Origin of the sequence: Sphingobium sp. LMA1-1-1.1, assembly GCF_040676365.1 — a bacterium.
In the GTDB taxonomy this organism is placed as follows: domain Bacteria; phylum Pseudomonadota; class Alphaproteobacteria; order Sphingomonadales; family Sphingomonadaceae; genus Sphingobium.
Genome location: NZ_JBEGHS010000034.1, coordinates 145,021 through 159,463 on the forward strand (window position 1 = coordinate 145,021; position 14,443 = coordinate 159,463).

The 14,443-nt window shown below is 66.5% G+C and carries 16 protein-coding genes; 15 read left to right on the forward strand and 1 reads right to left on the reverse strand.

The genetic code is table 11. The features are described from left to right. Positions 1 to 63: 63 nt before the first annotated feature. Positions 64 to 333 carry a hypothetical protein gene (locus MRBLMA1_RS14760; RefSeq protein ID WP_363737620.1) on the reverse strand — a complete coding sequence of 90 codons (270 nt, stop codon included), beginning with the start codon at positions 331 to 333 and terminating at the stop codon, positions 64 to 66. A 524-nt stretch (positions 334 to 857) separates the two neighbouring features. Here MRBLMA1_RS14760 and MRBLMA1_RS14765 point away from each other — a divergent pair. From MRBLMA1_RS14765 to MRBLMA1_RS14835, 15 genes are all read left to right on the forward strand, one after another. Continuing rightward, positions 858 to 2,015, forward strand: coding sequence for an ArdC family protein (locus MRBLMA1_RS14765; protein ID WP_363737622.1), 1,158 nt, complete (start codon positions 858 to 860; stop codon positions 2,013 to 2,015). Beyond that, the gene (locus MRBLMA1_RS14770) at positions 2,012 to 2,431 is read left to right on the forward strand and encodes a DUF2958 domain-containing protein (RefSeq protein WP_363737624.1); all 420 of its coding nucleotides are present in this window, start codon (positions 2,012 to 2,014) and stop codon (positions 2,429 to 2,431) included. Before MRBLMA1_RS14765 ends, MRBLMA1_RS14770 begins: the two co-directional genes overlap by 4 nt. 110 nt (positions 2,432 to 2,541) lie before the next feature. Then, positions 2,542 to 4,392, forward strand: a complete 1,851-nt coding sequence (locus MRBLMA1_RS14775) for a ParB/RepB/Spo0J family partition protein (RefSeq protein ID WP_363737626.1) — start codon at positions 2,542 to 2,544, stop codon at positions 4,390 to 4,392. A gap of 211 nt (positions 4,393 to 4,603) precedes the next feature. Further along, positions 4,604 to 4,942, forward strand: a complete 339-nt coding sequence (locus MRBLMA1_RS14780; RefSeq protein WP_363737628.1) for a hypothetical protein — start codon at positions 4,604 to 4,606, stop codon at positions 4,940 to 4,942. A 2-nt stretch (positions 4,943 to 4,944) separates the two neighbouring features. Next, entirely contained in the window at positions 4,945 to 5,268 is a 324-nt protein-coding gene (locus MRBLMA1_RS14785) for a hypothetical protein (protein ID WP_363737630.1), read from the forward strand. Positions 5,269 to 5,583: 315 nt separating this feature from the next. Next, positions 5,584 to 5,904, forward strand: coding sequence for a DUF736 domain-containing protein (locus MRBLMA1_RS14790; protein ID WP_363737631.1), 321 nt, complete (start codon positions 5,584 to 5,586; stop codon positions 5,902 to 5,904). 179 nt (positions 5,905 to 6,083) lie between these two features. Further along, a complete protein-coding gene (locus MRBLMA1_RS14795) occupies positions 6,084 to 6,320 on the forward strand; it encodes a helix-turn-helix transcriptional regulator (protein WP_363737632.1) in 237 nt (78 codons plus the stop codon). Further along, complete coding sequence (locus MRBLMA1_RS14800) at positions 6,313 to 6,909, forward strand: S26 family signal peptidase (protein ID WP_363737634.1); 597 nt, start codon at positions 6,313 to 6,315, stop codon at positions 6,907 to 6,909. The genes MRBLMA1_RS14795 and MRBLMA1_RS14800 overlap by 8 nt, the downstream gene beginning before the upstream one ends. Next, positions 6,897 to 7,535 carry a lytic transglycosylase domain-containing protein gene (locus MRBLMA1_RS14805; protein ID WP_363737635.1) on the forward strand — a complete coding sequence of 213 codons (639 nt, stop codon included), beginning with the start codon at positions 6,897 to 6,899 and terminating at the stop codon, positions 7,533 to 7,535. Before MRBLMA1_RS14800 ends, MRBLMA1_RS14805 begins: the two co-directional genes overlap by 13 nt. A gap of 326 nt (positions 7,536 to 7,861) precedes the next feature. Continuing rightward, positions 7,862 to 8,227 carry a hypothetical protein gene (locus tag MRBLMA1_RS14810; protein ID WP_363737637.1) on the forward strand — a complete coding sequence of 122 codons (366 nt, stop codon included), beginning with the start codon at positions 7,862 to 7,864 and terminating at the stop codon, positions 8,225 to 8,227. Positions 8,228 to 8,583: 356 nt separating this feature from the next. After that, entirely contained in the window at positions 8,584 to 10,572 is a 1,989-nt protein-coding gene (gene rlxS, locus MRBLMA1_RS14815) for a relaxase/mobilization nuclease RlxS (protein WP_363737638.1), read from the forward strand. Between the two features lie 198 nt (positions 10,573 to 10,770). Continuing rightward, on the forward strand, positions 10,771 to 10,986 hold the full coding sequence (locus MRBLMA1_RS14820) for a helix-turn-helix domain-containing protein (RefSeq protein WP_363737640.1): 216 nt from the start codon (positions 10,771 to 10,773) through the stop codon (positions 10,984 to 10,986). A gap of 16 nt (positions 10,987 to 11,002) precedes the next feature. Then, entirely contained in the window at positions 11,003 to 11,419 is a 417-nt protein-coding gene (locus tag MRBLMA1_RS14825; RefSeq protein ID WP_363738212.1) for a very short patch repair endonuclease, read from the forward strand. Beyond that, positions 11,406 to 12,899 carry a DNA cytosine methyltransferase gene (locus tag MRBLMA1_RS14830; protein WP_363737642.1) on the forward strand — a complete coding sequence of 498 codons (1,494 nt, stop codon included), beginning with the start codon at positions 11,406 to 11,408 and terminating at the stop codon, positions 12,897 to 12,899. Before MRBLMA1_RS14825 ends, MRBLMA1_RS14830 begins: the two co-directional genes overlap by 14 nt. Positions 12,900 to 12,903: 4 nt before the next feature. Next, complete coding sequence (locus tag MRBLMA1_RS14835; protein WP_363737644.1) at positions 12,904 to 14,442, forward strand: ATP-binding protein; 1,539 nt, start codon at positions 12,904 to 12,906, stop codon at positions 14,440 to 14,442. Position 14,443 lies beyond the last annotated feature (1 nt).

The following is a 14,443-nucleotide window of genomic DNA, read 5'->3' on the forward strand; positions in this document are numbered from 1 at the left end:
ATGGGCGGCCGTTCACCCGATGACTACCGAACGACGTATGCTGGTCGGAAATTGCCGGTCGCGCTAGCGGCTCGGGAATGGAATAACCGTGGCGCTGTCAAGAAAGGAGGTCATGCCTTCCTCGGAAACCGCCTGTCGGAATGCATCCAGAGCGGCCGCGTCCGTAGCGAACTGATCATCCCACACCGTCGAAGTGCCACTGGAGTTGACCACTTCGAGAGACCAGTCGGGTTCGTCCTCGAGCCGGACAATATTGACCTCCACGGTGACACCGTCCTGTGTGACGGTGCCGGAAAGTCCGGAAACGACAAGATTGGGATCACGATCGGCCATGGACATAATCTATGGTGCCGAGGTGGTCGTGTAAATCACACTCTGTCGGTGGAAAGAGAGAGCGGTCCTCGAAGGCGCCTCGCGCCTGACGGCGCGACCGCGCTCTATGGCTCGGCGACGTCAAAGGCTTTCCGTCCTCTTCGCCACCGAGCCCCGGATTTCACCGGGTCTCGTCCTGACGGTAACGATCGGCTGGCGCTAGCGGACGGGCTGTGCCCGTCCTTGACGCGGTCGCCGCGCGGGTGCGCGGCGGCGCTGTCGGTGGCCTCTCCCGGTCAAGCGCGGGTGGTCGGCGCTCCCTGCTAGGCCCGCCCGCGTCGCCGGCAAGCCGGCCCTCGACTGCGCTCGGGACCGGCTCCTCCACTATCGTTCCGGCCCTGCGCCACCCCGTCGCTGGCGCGACGGGGACCCCGGCTTGGGTGCAGGCGCCGCTCGCGGCGGGCCTTTCCGGTCGCATCTTGCCGCCCACCCCCGCTTTTCCGGGGAGGCCATGGTGGTTTTCGGGCGGCTTGAGGAGGTGAACGATGCGTTCTTCCACTTGTCCCAGCGCGACCGGCAAGGGTCGCAAACCCCACGCGAACAAGGGCGGGCAAGCGGTGCCGGCCAAGACCCGGACGGAAAGTGTAGGGGCCGAGGCATCCCGAGCGAACCTCTATGACGAGGTGACGGCGCGGATCATCGGCGAGCTTGAGGCAGGCCGTTTCCCATGGGTTCAGCCGTGGGGCCAGCCCGATGCGGACGGCGGCGCGATCGGTCCCGGCCTGCCGCGCAATGCGCTGACCGCACGGCGCTATTCGGGTGTCAACGTCCTGATCCTGTGGGGCGCGGTGATCGAACATGGCTATCCCTCGCAGGCCTGGCTGACCTTCAAACAGGCGCTGGAAGCGGGCGGCTGCGTCCGCAAGGGCGAGCGTGGCACCACCGTCGTCTATGCCGACCGATTTGTTCCGAAGCAGACGGATGGAGCGGGGCTCCGGGGGAGCGCCGCGCCGTCTGCTCGGGGCGAATGGCCCGAAGCCGAGAAGGCCCGCGCCCGCGACGAGGGCGGCGAGGCGCGCGCCATTCCCTTCCTGAAGCGCTTCACCGTGTTCAACGTGGCGCAGTGCGAGGGACTGCGTGCCGGGCTGTGCCCCGAACCCGCGCCTTTGCCCGAACGTGAGATCGTGCCGGTCGCCGAGGAAGTGATCGCGGCGAGCGGCATCGATTTCCGCGTCGGCGGCAACCGCGCCTTCTATGTGCCCTCGCAGGATTATGTGCAGGTGCCGCCGCAACCGGCCTTTTTCGAGCAGATCAACTATTACCGGACCTGCCTGCACGAACTGACCCACGCCACCGGCCACGGCTCGCGGCTGGCGCGCAATCTCACGACCGGCTTCGGCACCAAGGACTATGCCCGCGAGGAACTGGTCGCCGAACTGGGTTCGGCATTTCTCTGCGCCGCGCTCGGAATCGTCCCGACCGTCCGCCATGCCGACTATCTGGCAAGCTGGCTGGACGTGCTGCGCGAGGACAATCGCGCGATCTTCCGCGCCGCAAGCGCGGCCAGCAAGGCTGCCGACTGGCTGCTGGCGAAACACGCCGCCGCCCAAGCCGAAACCATCCAACCCGAGGCCGTTCAGACCGAGGCCACCCACGGTGACACTTCCCGCAATGACTTTGGCGAACGGAGGGCTGCGGCATGATCCTGCTCACCCAGACCTTGCGCGCGCAGCTTCGTGCCCATGCCGAGGACAGCGCGCGCAATTCCCGCCACGACCCTGCGCCGGTCGTCAAATTCTTCAACCCTCTGGGAGCGGCGACATGGCTCGCGACCGAATTGCTTGACGATGGCGATACGCTGTTCGGCCTCGCCGACCTGGGGTTCGGCTGTCCAGAACTCGGCTATTTCTCGCTCGGCGAGATCGCGCGGCTTCATCTGCCGTTCGGCCTCACCATCGAACGCGACATTGGCTTTTCGACCAGCGCCAGCCTGTCGGTCTGGGCCGACACCGCGCGCCGGGCCGGTTCGATCCGAGAGGCCGAATCCATCATCTGGCGCATCGAAGCAGCGCCGGTTTCTAAGCTTCCGAGCGATCCCGACGAGGGGAACGGCGGATGACGCGCGGCGCGTAACGCCGCTTTCCGCAAAGCCGGTCCGCCAACCCCGGAAAGATCGACGGACCGGTGAGGGAGGCAAGCGACTCCCGAACCCTCATAAGGAGTGCTGACATGAAACTCGAATTCATCCCGCTCGACAAGCTGGTCGTGAGCAAGGCCAACATGCGTTACGGGCGGAAGGCTCCCGATGTCTCCGACATCCTGCCGACCGTGCGCAGCCGTGGCGTTATCCAGCCGGTCCTCGTCCGCCCGAACTGCGCACCTGAGGGCTATGAAATCATCGCCGGAAGCCGCCGCTTCCATGCCGCGAAGATCGTCGCCGAGGAACGGCGCGCGGCAGGCGACACGACACCCGAACCGATGGCGTGCGCGATCCTCGACGATGGCGACGATGCCGCCGCCATCGAGGCGTCGATGATCGAGAACATGGCGCGGCTCGACCCCGACGAGGTGACTCAGTGGGAAACCTTCACCCGCCTCGTCCGCGAGGGCCGCAAGGTGGAAGACATCGCCGCGACGTTCGGACTGCCCGACCTCACCGTCAAGCGCGTGCTGGCGCTCGGCAACCTGCTCCCCGCCATCCGCGACCTCTATCGCAAGGAACGGATCGACGCTGCCACCGTGCGCCATCTGACAATGGCGTCGAAGAGCCAGCAAAAGGCATGGCTGGCGCTGGCCGACGACGAGAATGCCTATCTGCCGACCGGCCACCAGTTGAAATCATGGCTGTTTGGCGGGCAGTCGATCCCGGCCCGTCACGCGCTGTTCGACATCGAGGCGAGTGGGCTTGCCACGGTCGCCGACCTGTTCGGCGACGACCGTTATGTCGCCGATGCCGATGCCTTCTGGACCGCGCAGAATGCCGCCATCGAGGCCCGGCGCGCCGCCTATGTCGAGCAGGGCTGGGCCGATGCGATCATCGTGCCGCCGTCCGATCATTTCTCGACTTGGGAATATGAGAAGGCGGGCAAGCGCAAGGGCGGGCGCGTCTATCTCGACGTGCGCGCCACCGGCGAAGTGATCGTTCACGAGGGCTATGTCAGCCGCAAGGAGGCTGCGCGCCTTGCCAAGGTCGAAGCGAACGGTAGGATCGGGACCGGGCAGAAAGCCGCCCGGCCCGAAGTGACGAGCACGATGCAGACCTATATCGACCTGCATCGCCACGCCGCCGTTCGCACCGCGCTGACTGGCCATCCGGCCATCGCTCTACGCTTGATGGTGGCGCATGCCATGGGCGGTTCGCACCTCTGGCGCGTCACGCCCGAGCCGCAATCCACCCGCAACGAGGACGTCCGCGACAGCCTCAACAACAGCAAGGCTGAGGCCGATTTCGACGAGCGCCGCCGCGCGGTGCTGGCGGTGCTCGGGTTCTCCGCCGAGGAACCGACCGTGACCGGGGGTAGCTTTGCGGATGGGGGCGACGACTATGGCGTCGTCGGCATCTTCCACCGGCTGCTCGACCTACCCGATGCGGTCGTCATGGAGGTGATCGCTATCGTCATGGGCGAAACCTTGGCGTCGGGCAGCGCCGCCGTCGAGGCGGTGGGCATGGAGATCGGCGTCGATATGGCCCGCTGCTGGCGGGCCGACGATGCCTTTTTCGAGCTGATCCGCGACCGGGAAGTGCTGACCCGAATCGTCGCCGAGGTGGCGGGCGAAACCGTCGCCAGCGCCAATGCGGGCGAGAAGACCAAGACGCTGAAACGCATCGTCCGCGATCATCTCGACGGCACCAACGGACGCGCACGGCGCGAGAATTGGGTGCCGCGCTGGATGGCGTTCCCGCCCGCCGCCTACACGGCGCGCGGCGGTGTCGGCACCGTCGCGGCCCATGCCAAGGCACAGGCCGCGCGCGAGATCGAGCGGTTCCGCCCGAGCGACGACGATCCTGATCCGACCGCACCCGGCGCGGCGATAGCCCTGCCGGACCCCGACGAAGAGGCCGACCGCCTCGCCGCTTGATCCATTGCGGGCGGCGGGAAGCCGCCGCCCGCATCCTTGCCATTGTCGAAAATTCAGCCGCGCGCCCTCGCCCTGATGGGCTCGGCCGCGCGGGAAAGGAGACCATCATGGCCGACCGCGTATCCGCGAGCATCACCATCGGCGGCACCCTGCCGCGATCCCTCCTGCCCGATCTCGCTGCTCTCGTTCAGGAGCAGGGACTGTCCACCGAATGGGACGGCGAACCTTCACGCCCGCGATGTTTCGGGAGGGCGTGCCGCTTGAACTCATGGCGCATGAAGTGGCCCGGGGCCGGTTCGAGGGCCTCGAAAGCTGGTGCATCACGCATGGCTTGTCCTTCGCCCGCTGGTCAGGCGCCTATTCCGGCCAATGGGGCGCCGAGCGGGCGGTGTTCACCGGCGAGGGCGAGGTGCAGTGCTATGCCGCCGACGAGGACGATTATCTCCTGATCGGCCGTTGCACCGTAGAACGTCTCGGCAGCTACGAGGCGATCCTCGCCCACTTCGCGGCGGGCGATTTCGCCGTGCCGCCGCTGCGGCTGATGCCCTGAATATGCGCCGCGCCCCGGCCTGCTGGCGCGGGCCGTGGCGCGGCTATTCCCTTGTACTCATCAGCGTGGGCGCACGCACCAGTCGGGCTTGCGCCAGCGCGGCCGCGATCAGCAGCAGCGCGGCGCAGTTCGCCGGCAGGCGGATGGCGATCATCGACATGGCGCTGACCTTACCGCCTTTCGTACCGCACCAGGAACCCTGGCCCGTCGTTGTCCGCCGCACAACCGGCAATGGCGGCAGCGTCGCGGTGCGTGCCCTGGACGATCGATCCGTTGGTGCGGCGGTGCGTCCGCGCAGTCCACGACCAATCCATCGCGAGGGTTGAACCGGCGGCATTGTCGTCGTTACCACTGCGTGTCCCACACCGTTTTCGGCTCCTCGGGCGCATGACCTGGGACGGCCGCAGTCCCGCGAAACCATCGCCGTGCGGCTTATTTCCCCGCCCGCGCCCACCCCACGCGGCACACCGCTTGGGGACCCCGAGCTTGCGGGCTCCTCGCGGGCGCTGCGCTTCAAATAAGTCTCCGGCTCCGGTCCTCCGCTGCCGCTCCGGCCTCCGGTTCGCAGGCCTGCTTCGACCGTCCCTCCGGTCCGCCCATCGCCCGGAAACGGTTCGGGGCGACTTTTCAGGAGACGAACAATGCCAGCCATCGGTTATGTCACCCGCGACGGAAACGGCTTCAAGGGCCAGCTCAAGACGCTCTCGATCCGCACCGACATCGAGATCATTCCCAACACCCGCAAGTCCGGCGACACCCAGCCCGACTATCGCGTGTCGGCGGCAGGCGTCGAGGTCGGGGCCGGATGGGTCCGGCGCGGCGAAATGAGCGGCCGCGACTATGTGTCGCTGTCGCTCGCCGCCCCCGAATTCGGCCCGCGCCGGCTCTACGCCAATCTCGGCCGCGCCGCCGGGCAGGACGACGACGACGCCTTCGCGATCATCTGGAACCCGGCCGATTGAGCGAGCCGCCCCGCGCCCGAGCCGGGTGCGGGGCACTCGCCGTCGGCCCCAAGCGTCGCCGCGACAAGGGGGTCGGAATCGCATGGGTCGATTTGCGACCCTGCCGAAGACGGCCGGATCGATCCATTCCGCTCCCATCAGCCGGCGCACCAAGCGGCGGCTTGGATGGACGGAAAAACATGGACGACACCGCGAAAGATATCGGGGCACGTGCGCAGGCCGCGCGCGAGACCTGCCCCTTTCTCACCGCCAAGCAGGCGGCCTTTCACCTCGGCCTCGCCTATTCGACGCTCAAGCGCCTTCGCCAGACGGGAACAGGTCCGAAATGCCGCCTGCATGGCCGCACCTGGCGCTATCATATCGACGATATCGAGGCCTGGTCGGCGGCCCGCGCACGCGGAGGCGAGCATGGTTGAGCCGCCTCCCAAGACCCGCCCGCTGCCGCTGTTCGCCTGGGAAAAGCACCAGCGGGCAGAACGCCAGCGCATGGCTCGGGTCCGCCGTATATGGGTGCGCCGGACCACGCTGCTTGTGATCGGCGTGGCCGTCCTGGGCCTCACGATCGCACGGCCGCCATTGCCCCGGCTGGTCTGGAATGCCAGCGCCAGTGCGCCGATCGGCTTCTATGCCGTCTCGCCCGGCATGGCCCCTGGACGCGGCGACATGGTGATCGCCTGGCCGCCGCCGGCGGCGCGGCAAGTCGCCGCGCAGCGCCGCTATCTGCCCGCGAACGTGCCGCTGGTGAAGCGCGTCATGGCGGTCTCGGGCGACACGATCTGCGCGGCCGATCGCACCGTGATGGTGAACGGCCGGCCGGTTGCGCTGCGCCGCGCCGCAGACGCCGCAGGCCGTCCGCTGCCCGGGTGGCAGGGCTGCATCCGGCTGGTCCCGGGCATGGTGTTCCTGCTCATGACCGAGACCCCGGACTCGTTCGACGGGCGTTATTTCGGGCCGACAGCGGCGCGCGATGTCATCGGCAGGGCGACCCCGCTGTGGCTGCCCTGAGGAGGCTCGCGCTTGGTTTCGCGCTGCTCTTTGCCGCGCCTGCCAGTGCCAATTCGCAGGAAATCGATCCGGTAGCCCGCTGGCACGCCGAGATCGCCGACGCCTCGGTACGGTTCGGCGTGCCCGTGGCCTGGATCGAGCGGGTGATGCGCGCGGAAAGCGGCGGCATGACCATGCTGGACGGGCGGCCGATCACGAGCCGGGCGGGCGCGATAGGGCTGATGCAACTGATGCCGGCGACCTGGGCGGCGATGCGGGCGACATACGGCCTGGGCGGCAATCCGCATGATCCGCACGACAATATCCTCGCCGGCACTGCCTATCTGCGCGCGATGTATGACCGCTTCGGCTATCCGGGGCTGTTCGGCGCCTATAATGCCGGTCCCGGCCGCTATGCCGCATATCTCGCCACCGGGCGCCCGCTGCCGGGCGAGACGCGCGCCTATCTCGCCACGCTATCGGGCACGGGTCCGCAGGACATGCGGCCGACGCCATCGGCCTCGCGCGGTTCGCCTCCACCGCTGTTCGTGGTGCTCAGCACCGCTGCGAATTCCAGCGACCAATCACCATCGCGCGCGCCGGACGCCTCACCAAATCCGCTATTCGCCGTTCGCGCTCGCCGCTGAGCGAGCACGAACGGCAGCATCGCAAAACATTGGTGGCGAGGACAGTGCGCATGGCAGAGGTGGGAGGGGGCTCGTCTCGGCAAGGCTTAGTATGACGGGCGGCAAAGCGGCTGTGCAAGGCCGGCGGCCCCTCCAATTTTGCCGCGATCCGGAGGCTGCTGCGCAGCCGATTCTTTTCGTTCTGGCGCAACAAAATCGGTTCCTCCGCCGCCGCTTCGCGGCGCTTCCGGCTGCGCCTCCAGCGGCCCTGACAGCCGCTCCGCCACCCTTCGCGCGAGGTCTGTCCTCGATGAGGAGGACGTCAAGCGAAGGAGGCGATCATGACAATGTTTCAGACCATCGGTGCGGCGTCGGCCAAGGAGAAGGATCACGTGATGGCAACGCTCGTGGCGGGACTCGAAATCGAGTTCGGGCGGGGTGCGGGCGAAGCTTTGGCCGCACGGTTTCTGGAGGCCGAGGAGAGCGATTTCCTGTGGGATGCGAGGGTGTCGGAGCGCTGGCTCGGGGCCTATCCAGCGCAGGACGAGGAGAATTTCGAGCTCGATCGGGTGGCGATCATGGGCCGCCTGGATGGCCGCTGGTTCGTCGCGGTAAGCATCGTCGATGGCGATGGAAACCCCCACGGATTGATGGGGCAGCGCGAGTTCGGAAGCGAACGCGCAGCACGCGAAGCATTCGCGGTCACGCATTGATCGGGGTATCAAAACGCCGGGGCGCAGGTGCCGGACAGGCATCGGCTTCCCGGCTTCTTTTTGCCTCGGTCTTACGGAATCGCCGCCGGTGTCGGGGCGCGGCGGGATAGCGGATGACGGGGAACAGAAGCGGTTCGGACGGGAGGGCGGCGTAAGGCAAGATAAAGCTATGGCACTGCCGTTCCATAAACCTTTGTCTGCACATCGTTATTTGGCCGGATCGACGGCACTGCTCTTGACGTGCTGGTGCCATTGCCTGCGAAACTGGCGGAAATCCGCGACGCTCAGTGACACCGGTTTTCATCTGTTAGGGCGCAGGTCATGCTCGCCCGCCCAAGCCTTTCGGAAGCAGGAAGATGGCCGACGACAACAGTTTCGAGCCGCGCCTCGGGCGCCAGCGCAGCCAGGGCCACAAGCGCGCCCGGCGCTATCTCGGCCGCGTGCTCGCGGCCGCCAATCTTGCCCGGAGCGGCGCGGCAGGACCGAACCTTGCCAGGGGCAGCTTCACAGGCAGTCGAAGCGGTCGCGGCGCGGGCGTCGGCCGCCTTCTCGCCAGCCGCGGCGGCCATGCCGCTTCGAGCCGGCGCCGCGTCATCGTCAAGGCGAGCATCGTCAAGCTCACCGGCAAGGGCGCGTCGGCCGCCGCCGCGCACCTGCGCTATCTCCAACGCGACGGCACCACGCGCGAGGGGGAACGTGGCGCACTCTATGGCCGCGACGCCGATGCCATTGACGGCAAGGCGTTCGGCGAGCGGGCGGCAGGCGATCGCCACCAGTTTCGTTTCATCGTATCGCCCGAGGACGGCGATCAATATGACGATCTCAGACCCCTGACCCGGCGGCTGATGAACCGGCTCGAAGAGGATCTGGGGACCAGGCTCGACTGGGTCGCGGTCGATCACTTCAACACCGGCCATCCGCACACCCATATCGTCGTGCGCGGCAAGGACGAACGGGGCGCCGATCTCATCATCGCCCGCGACTATATGACGACCGGCATCCGCGAACGCGCCGCCGAGTTGGTCGACCTCGACCTGGGACCACGCACCCATCGTGAAATTCAGCAAGGATTGCGTGCCGAAGTGGAGCAGGAGCGCCTGACCTCGATCGACCGGGCCTTGCTCAAGGGCGCGGACGCCGACCGGGTGGTGACGAGCCACGGCCGCGATACCTTCGACCAGACGCTGCGCGCCGGCCGGCTGGCGAAGCTGGCCCGCCTTGGCCTCGCCGAACCGCTCGGCGCCGGCCGCTTCCGGCTCGCGCCCGACCTTGCCGCTACGCTGCGCGCGCTGGGAGAGCGCGGCGACATCATCCGCACGATGCAGCGCGAATTTTCCCGCGCCGCGGTCGAACGCGCTGCGGCCGACCAGGCGATCTACGATCCCGCCGCGCCCGATGCCCGCCCGCTCGTCGGCCGGGTGCTGGTGCGCGGGCTCGCCGACGAGCATGCCGATCGCTATTACCTGATCGTCGATGGCGTCGATGGGCGCAGCCATCACGTCGGGATCGGCAAGGGTGTGGAGACCGATGCGGTTTTGACCCATGGCTCCGTCGTGCGCATTGAGCCGATCCGGCCCGAAATTCGAGAAGTCGATCGCACTGTCGCCAAGATCGCTGCAGCCAATGACGGTCGCTACGATGTGGATGCCCATCTGCGCCACGATCCGACCGCGACCCAAGCCTTTGCCGAGACCCATGTTCGCCGGCTCGAGGCAATGCGGCGGACGGCGGGCATCGTCGAGCGCGAGCCGTCGGGTCGCTGGATCATCGCGCCTGATCATCTCGAACGCGTGGCGGCCTATGAGGCAGCGCGGCTGCGCGACCGTCCAGTGGTGATCACCACGCTGTCGGCGCAGCCGCTCGACCGGCTGGTTGAGGCCGATGCCGCGACCTGGATCGACCGGGAGCTGGTGTCAGGGGCGCCCGAGCCCGTCCGCGATGCCGGCTTCGGGCATGATCTGCGCGCCGCCCAGGCGCGCCGCCGGCAGTGGTTGGTGGCCCAGGGATTTGCAGAGGAGACGGGCAGCGGCCCGACGTTTCCGAATGGCATGATCGCTGCGCTCCAGCGGCGCGAGCTGCTGCGGGTCGCGGGACAGCTTTCCGGCGAGCTCCAGATGCCGTTCCGGGAGGCTGCCGAAGGCGGCCGCATCGAGGGCGTCTATCGCCGATCCGTCGACCTCGTCAGCGGGCGCTTCGCGCTGGTCGAGCGATCCCGGGATTTTACGCTCGTGCCGTGGCGCCCGGTACTGGAGCGCCAAGTCGGCAAATCGGTTTCGGGATTGATGCGTGCCGACGGCATCAGCTGGTCGATCGGCAGGGGTCGGAGCGGGCCGACGATTTCGTGACAAGCATTTTGTATTCCAGCCTTCTTTCCAGCTTCTCGGGACCGTTTGTCCCTGCGGCTTGCGCAATTGGTTGAAGCGTCCAAGCTAAGTTTGCTTGCTCGAACTACGGCCACGCCGTATGGAACGTGTGTAGAATGTATGGTCAGGAATCTGACCAAATTGATAGGGACAATCGCGGTAGTGAAGGGCGTGACTTAGATGCAGGACATTGACGTCCGGTCCGTCAGGCGCGGGCGAGGACTGACGCAGAAGGCCTTTGCCGACACCTTTGGCTTTACAATTGGCGCGGTTCGGGACTGGGAGCAGGGAAGGAAGCGACCGGATCGCACCGCGCGAATCCTTCTTGCGGTCATTCGATCGGCGCCTGATACCGTAGCTGAAGCAGTGGCACGGGCCACACCCGGCGACCTCTGATGTGCGGTAAGAAATGATGGATACTGTGTCCGTAGAGAAGCGATCGGCAATGATGCGCAACATCAGGAGCCGCAACACTCGACCGGAACTTGCAGTTCGTCGCACCGCGCACCGGCTCGGATTGCGGTTCCGACTGCATCGCCGCGACCTGCCGGGCGCGCCAGACTTGGTGTTTCCCCGAAGAAAAACCGCGCTTTTCGTCAATGGCTGCTACTGGCATCGCCATTCCGGATGCAAATATGCGTACACGCCGAAGTCGAATGTTGAGTTCTGGCTGAACAAACTCCAGACTAACGTCGCTCGGGATATCCGCACAAGGCAGGAGCTCGAAGACAGGGGGTGGAATGTCGTCGTCATTTGGGAGTGCCAAACCAGGGAAGAGAAGACCATCGCCGACATTCTGACGCGCGAGGTCTGCAATGCTGCCTGCTGAACGGTCGGCAATCAGGCGCAGCAAGGCTGCCCGCCTGCGTGGTGGAGAGACTCCGCGCCTGCTCGAAATCTGCTCGGGTTGTGGGGGGCTTTCGCTCGGCCTTTCCTCGGCGGGGTTCGCGCTGGCGGCCCATGTGGAAATCGATCCCGAAGCGGCCGCCAGCTACGCGCTGAATTTCGGGAACGGGCGTTCCGCCGATGACCCCTGGGCGATTGCCCGCGATATGGAAGCCTGTTCGGCGGACGACATCGTCGAGGAGCTCGGATTCGGCGTTCCGACCGCCCAGGCATTCGACGTTCTGGCGGCGGGGCTGCCGTGCCAAGCGTTCGCCCGTATCGGCCGCTCGAAACTTCGCGAGGTCGCGGGCAAGGACGATGCCTTCCAGACGGACCCGCGCGCCGCGCTGTATCGTCGCTTTCTGGACTATGTGCGCGACACGCAGCCGCTTGCCATCGTCATCGAAAATGTTCCCGACATCCTGAACTTCGGTGGCCACAACGTACCCGAAGAAATCTGCGACACGCTCGAAGCCGAAGGGTATCGGACCGCCTATACCATCCTGAACGCCGCCTATTTTGGCGTGCCGCAGGTCCGCGAGCGACTGTTCATCATCGCCATCGCCAATACGCTCGGCGTCGATCCGGCATTTCCCGATCCCACGCATTTTCTCGAGCTCCCCCGCGGCTATGAAAGCTCTCGCCGCGTGGCGCTGAAGCACGTCGATGAGAACAGCCCCCATTTTCGCGAGGTGCACAAGCCGTCCGAAGAGCTCCCGCGTGCGGTCGGCGTGCGGGCCGCGCTGGGCGATCTTCCGAGGATCGCCGAACACAGGACCGATCCACGAGCGATGCGCCGGCGCAAGCTCGACGATGTCCTGCCATATCGGGAACGCAAAAGCGGCCCGTCCGACTATGCCCAGCTGATGCGTCAATGGCCGGGCTTCGCGACAGAGAATGGCACCGGCGGGCATCTGGTGCGCATCACGCCGCGAGACTTTCCGATTTTCCGTTCGTTGCCGCATGGCGCCGACTATCCGCAGGCGCGTCAGCTTGCAGAGAGCATGTTCAGCGCTGCGGCGGACGCGAAGGGGCTGACCGGCCGCGACGAGGGCACGGAGGAATGGGAGGCGCTCCGACAGTCCATCGTCCCCCCTTATGATCCCGGCAAGTTTCCAAACAAGTGGTGGAAGCTCGAGCCGCTCAAGCCGAGCCGGACGCTGACCGCGCATATCGGCAAGGACACCTATTCGCACATCCACTACGACAGCTATCAGAGCCGGACGATTTCGGTGCGCGAGGCCGCGCGGCTTCAGTCCTTTCCCGACGGCTTCCGGTTTTCCGGGGCCATGAATGCCGCCTTCCGGCAGATCGGCAACGCCGTGCCGCCGCTGCTGGGCAAGGCTGTTGCAACGGCGCTAAAGAAGCAGATCGATTCCGGTGTCGCGTCGATGGACGAGACAATCGATCTCGAAGCCGCCTGATCGCATGGGAAAACTAGCGGTCGAACTCGAGGAGGATTTTGATCACGCGCCGCCGGGAGCGAGCGCCATGCTCGAATCGCTTCGCGGCATCGGCTATTCTCCTCCCGCAGCGATCGCGGATTTGATCGACAACAGTATCGCAGCTGGAGCGACGCATGTACGCGTCGATTTCGAATGGCGCGGGTCCGGTTCAATCGTTCGCCTCACCGACAACGGCCGCGGCATGGACCGGCCGGCACTGGTCGAAGCAATGCGCCCCGCCGGACGGCACCCCTTAGAGCCGCGAGAGCCCGCCGATCTCGGCCGATTCGGACTCGGATTGAAGACTGCCTCTCTTTCTCAAGGCAGTCTGCTGGCCGTGGCATCGCGCGTGGAGAACGGCAGCATTGAGGCGCGCTACTGGGATCTTGCGCATGTCGCTGACGTCGATGCTTGGCAGCTGCTGCGCGGGATGCCCGCCGAGATAGCAGCGGATGCCGATATTCTGTCTGATCGTCCTCACGGGACAGTCGTGGTCATCGCCCGCCTGGACCGTATGCTGGGCCGAGAACTGACCGACGACGCAACCGACCGGCAACGCTTCTACACGCTAGCCCAGATGGTCGAGCGCCACCTTTCGATGACGTTCCATCGGTATCTCGAAGGGCCGAACCCGCGTCTGGTCATCACCTTCAACGGCGATGACGAGGCTCAGCGGGTCATTCCCTGGGATCCGTTCATATCGCAGCACAAGGCGACCGCACCGACACCGGTCGAGACCATTCGCCACAGCGGAGGCTCGGTCGAAGTTCAGGGATTTGTCCTGCCGCATCGCGACCGGATGAGCAGCGCCGAGTTCGGCAAGGCCGAGGGTCCTTCGGGCTGGCAGGCGCATGAGGGCTTCTTCGTCTATCGCGGCGAGCGTCTTCTGGTGGCCGGCGGATGGCTCGGCCTGGGTCCGGGGCGCGGCTGGGCGCAGAACGGCATTCACCGCCTCGCGCGTATCAGGCTCGACCTGCCGACCAGCGGGGATCTGGACTGGAAGGTGGACATCCGCAAGTCGATCGCGGTCCCTCCGCCGTCCCTTCGCAAACGCCTGCAGGCACTGGCCGAGAATGTCCGCCGCGATGCGCGGGAGATATTCGCGCAACGCGCGGGCGCAGGTACGCGGAAACAGCGCGAACAGCTGGTTCGCGCCTGGGCGCCAGTACACACGAGCCGGGGCGTATCATACCGGGTCGACCGGGCGCATCCGTCGGTGCGTCACGCACTCGACGCGGTGGGGAACAAGCGGCAGATCGTCGAGGACATGCTGGCGGTGATCGAGGCGACCGTGCCCGTGCAGCGCATCTGGATCGACGTGAGTGAGGCCGCCGACTCGACTGCCGCGAAGGCCGGGCCGGCGATGTCGACCGAGGAGGCAGCGGCGCTGACCTCGCTCTATCACCACATGCGTACGGGGCTGAAGCTCGGCGCCGACGAAGCGCGTGCTAGGCTGATGGTGCTCGAGCCTTTCTCGTCCTATCCAGAGGCGATCAGGAAGCTCCCTGACGAGGTCCGCTGAC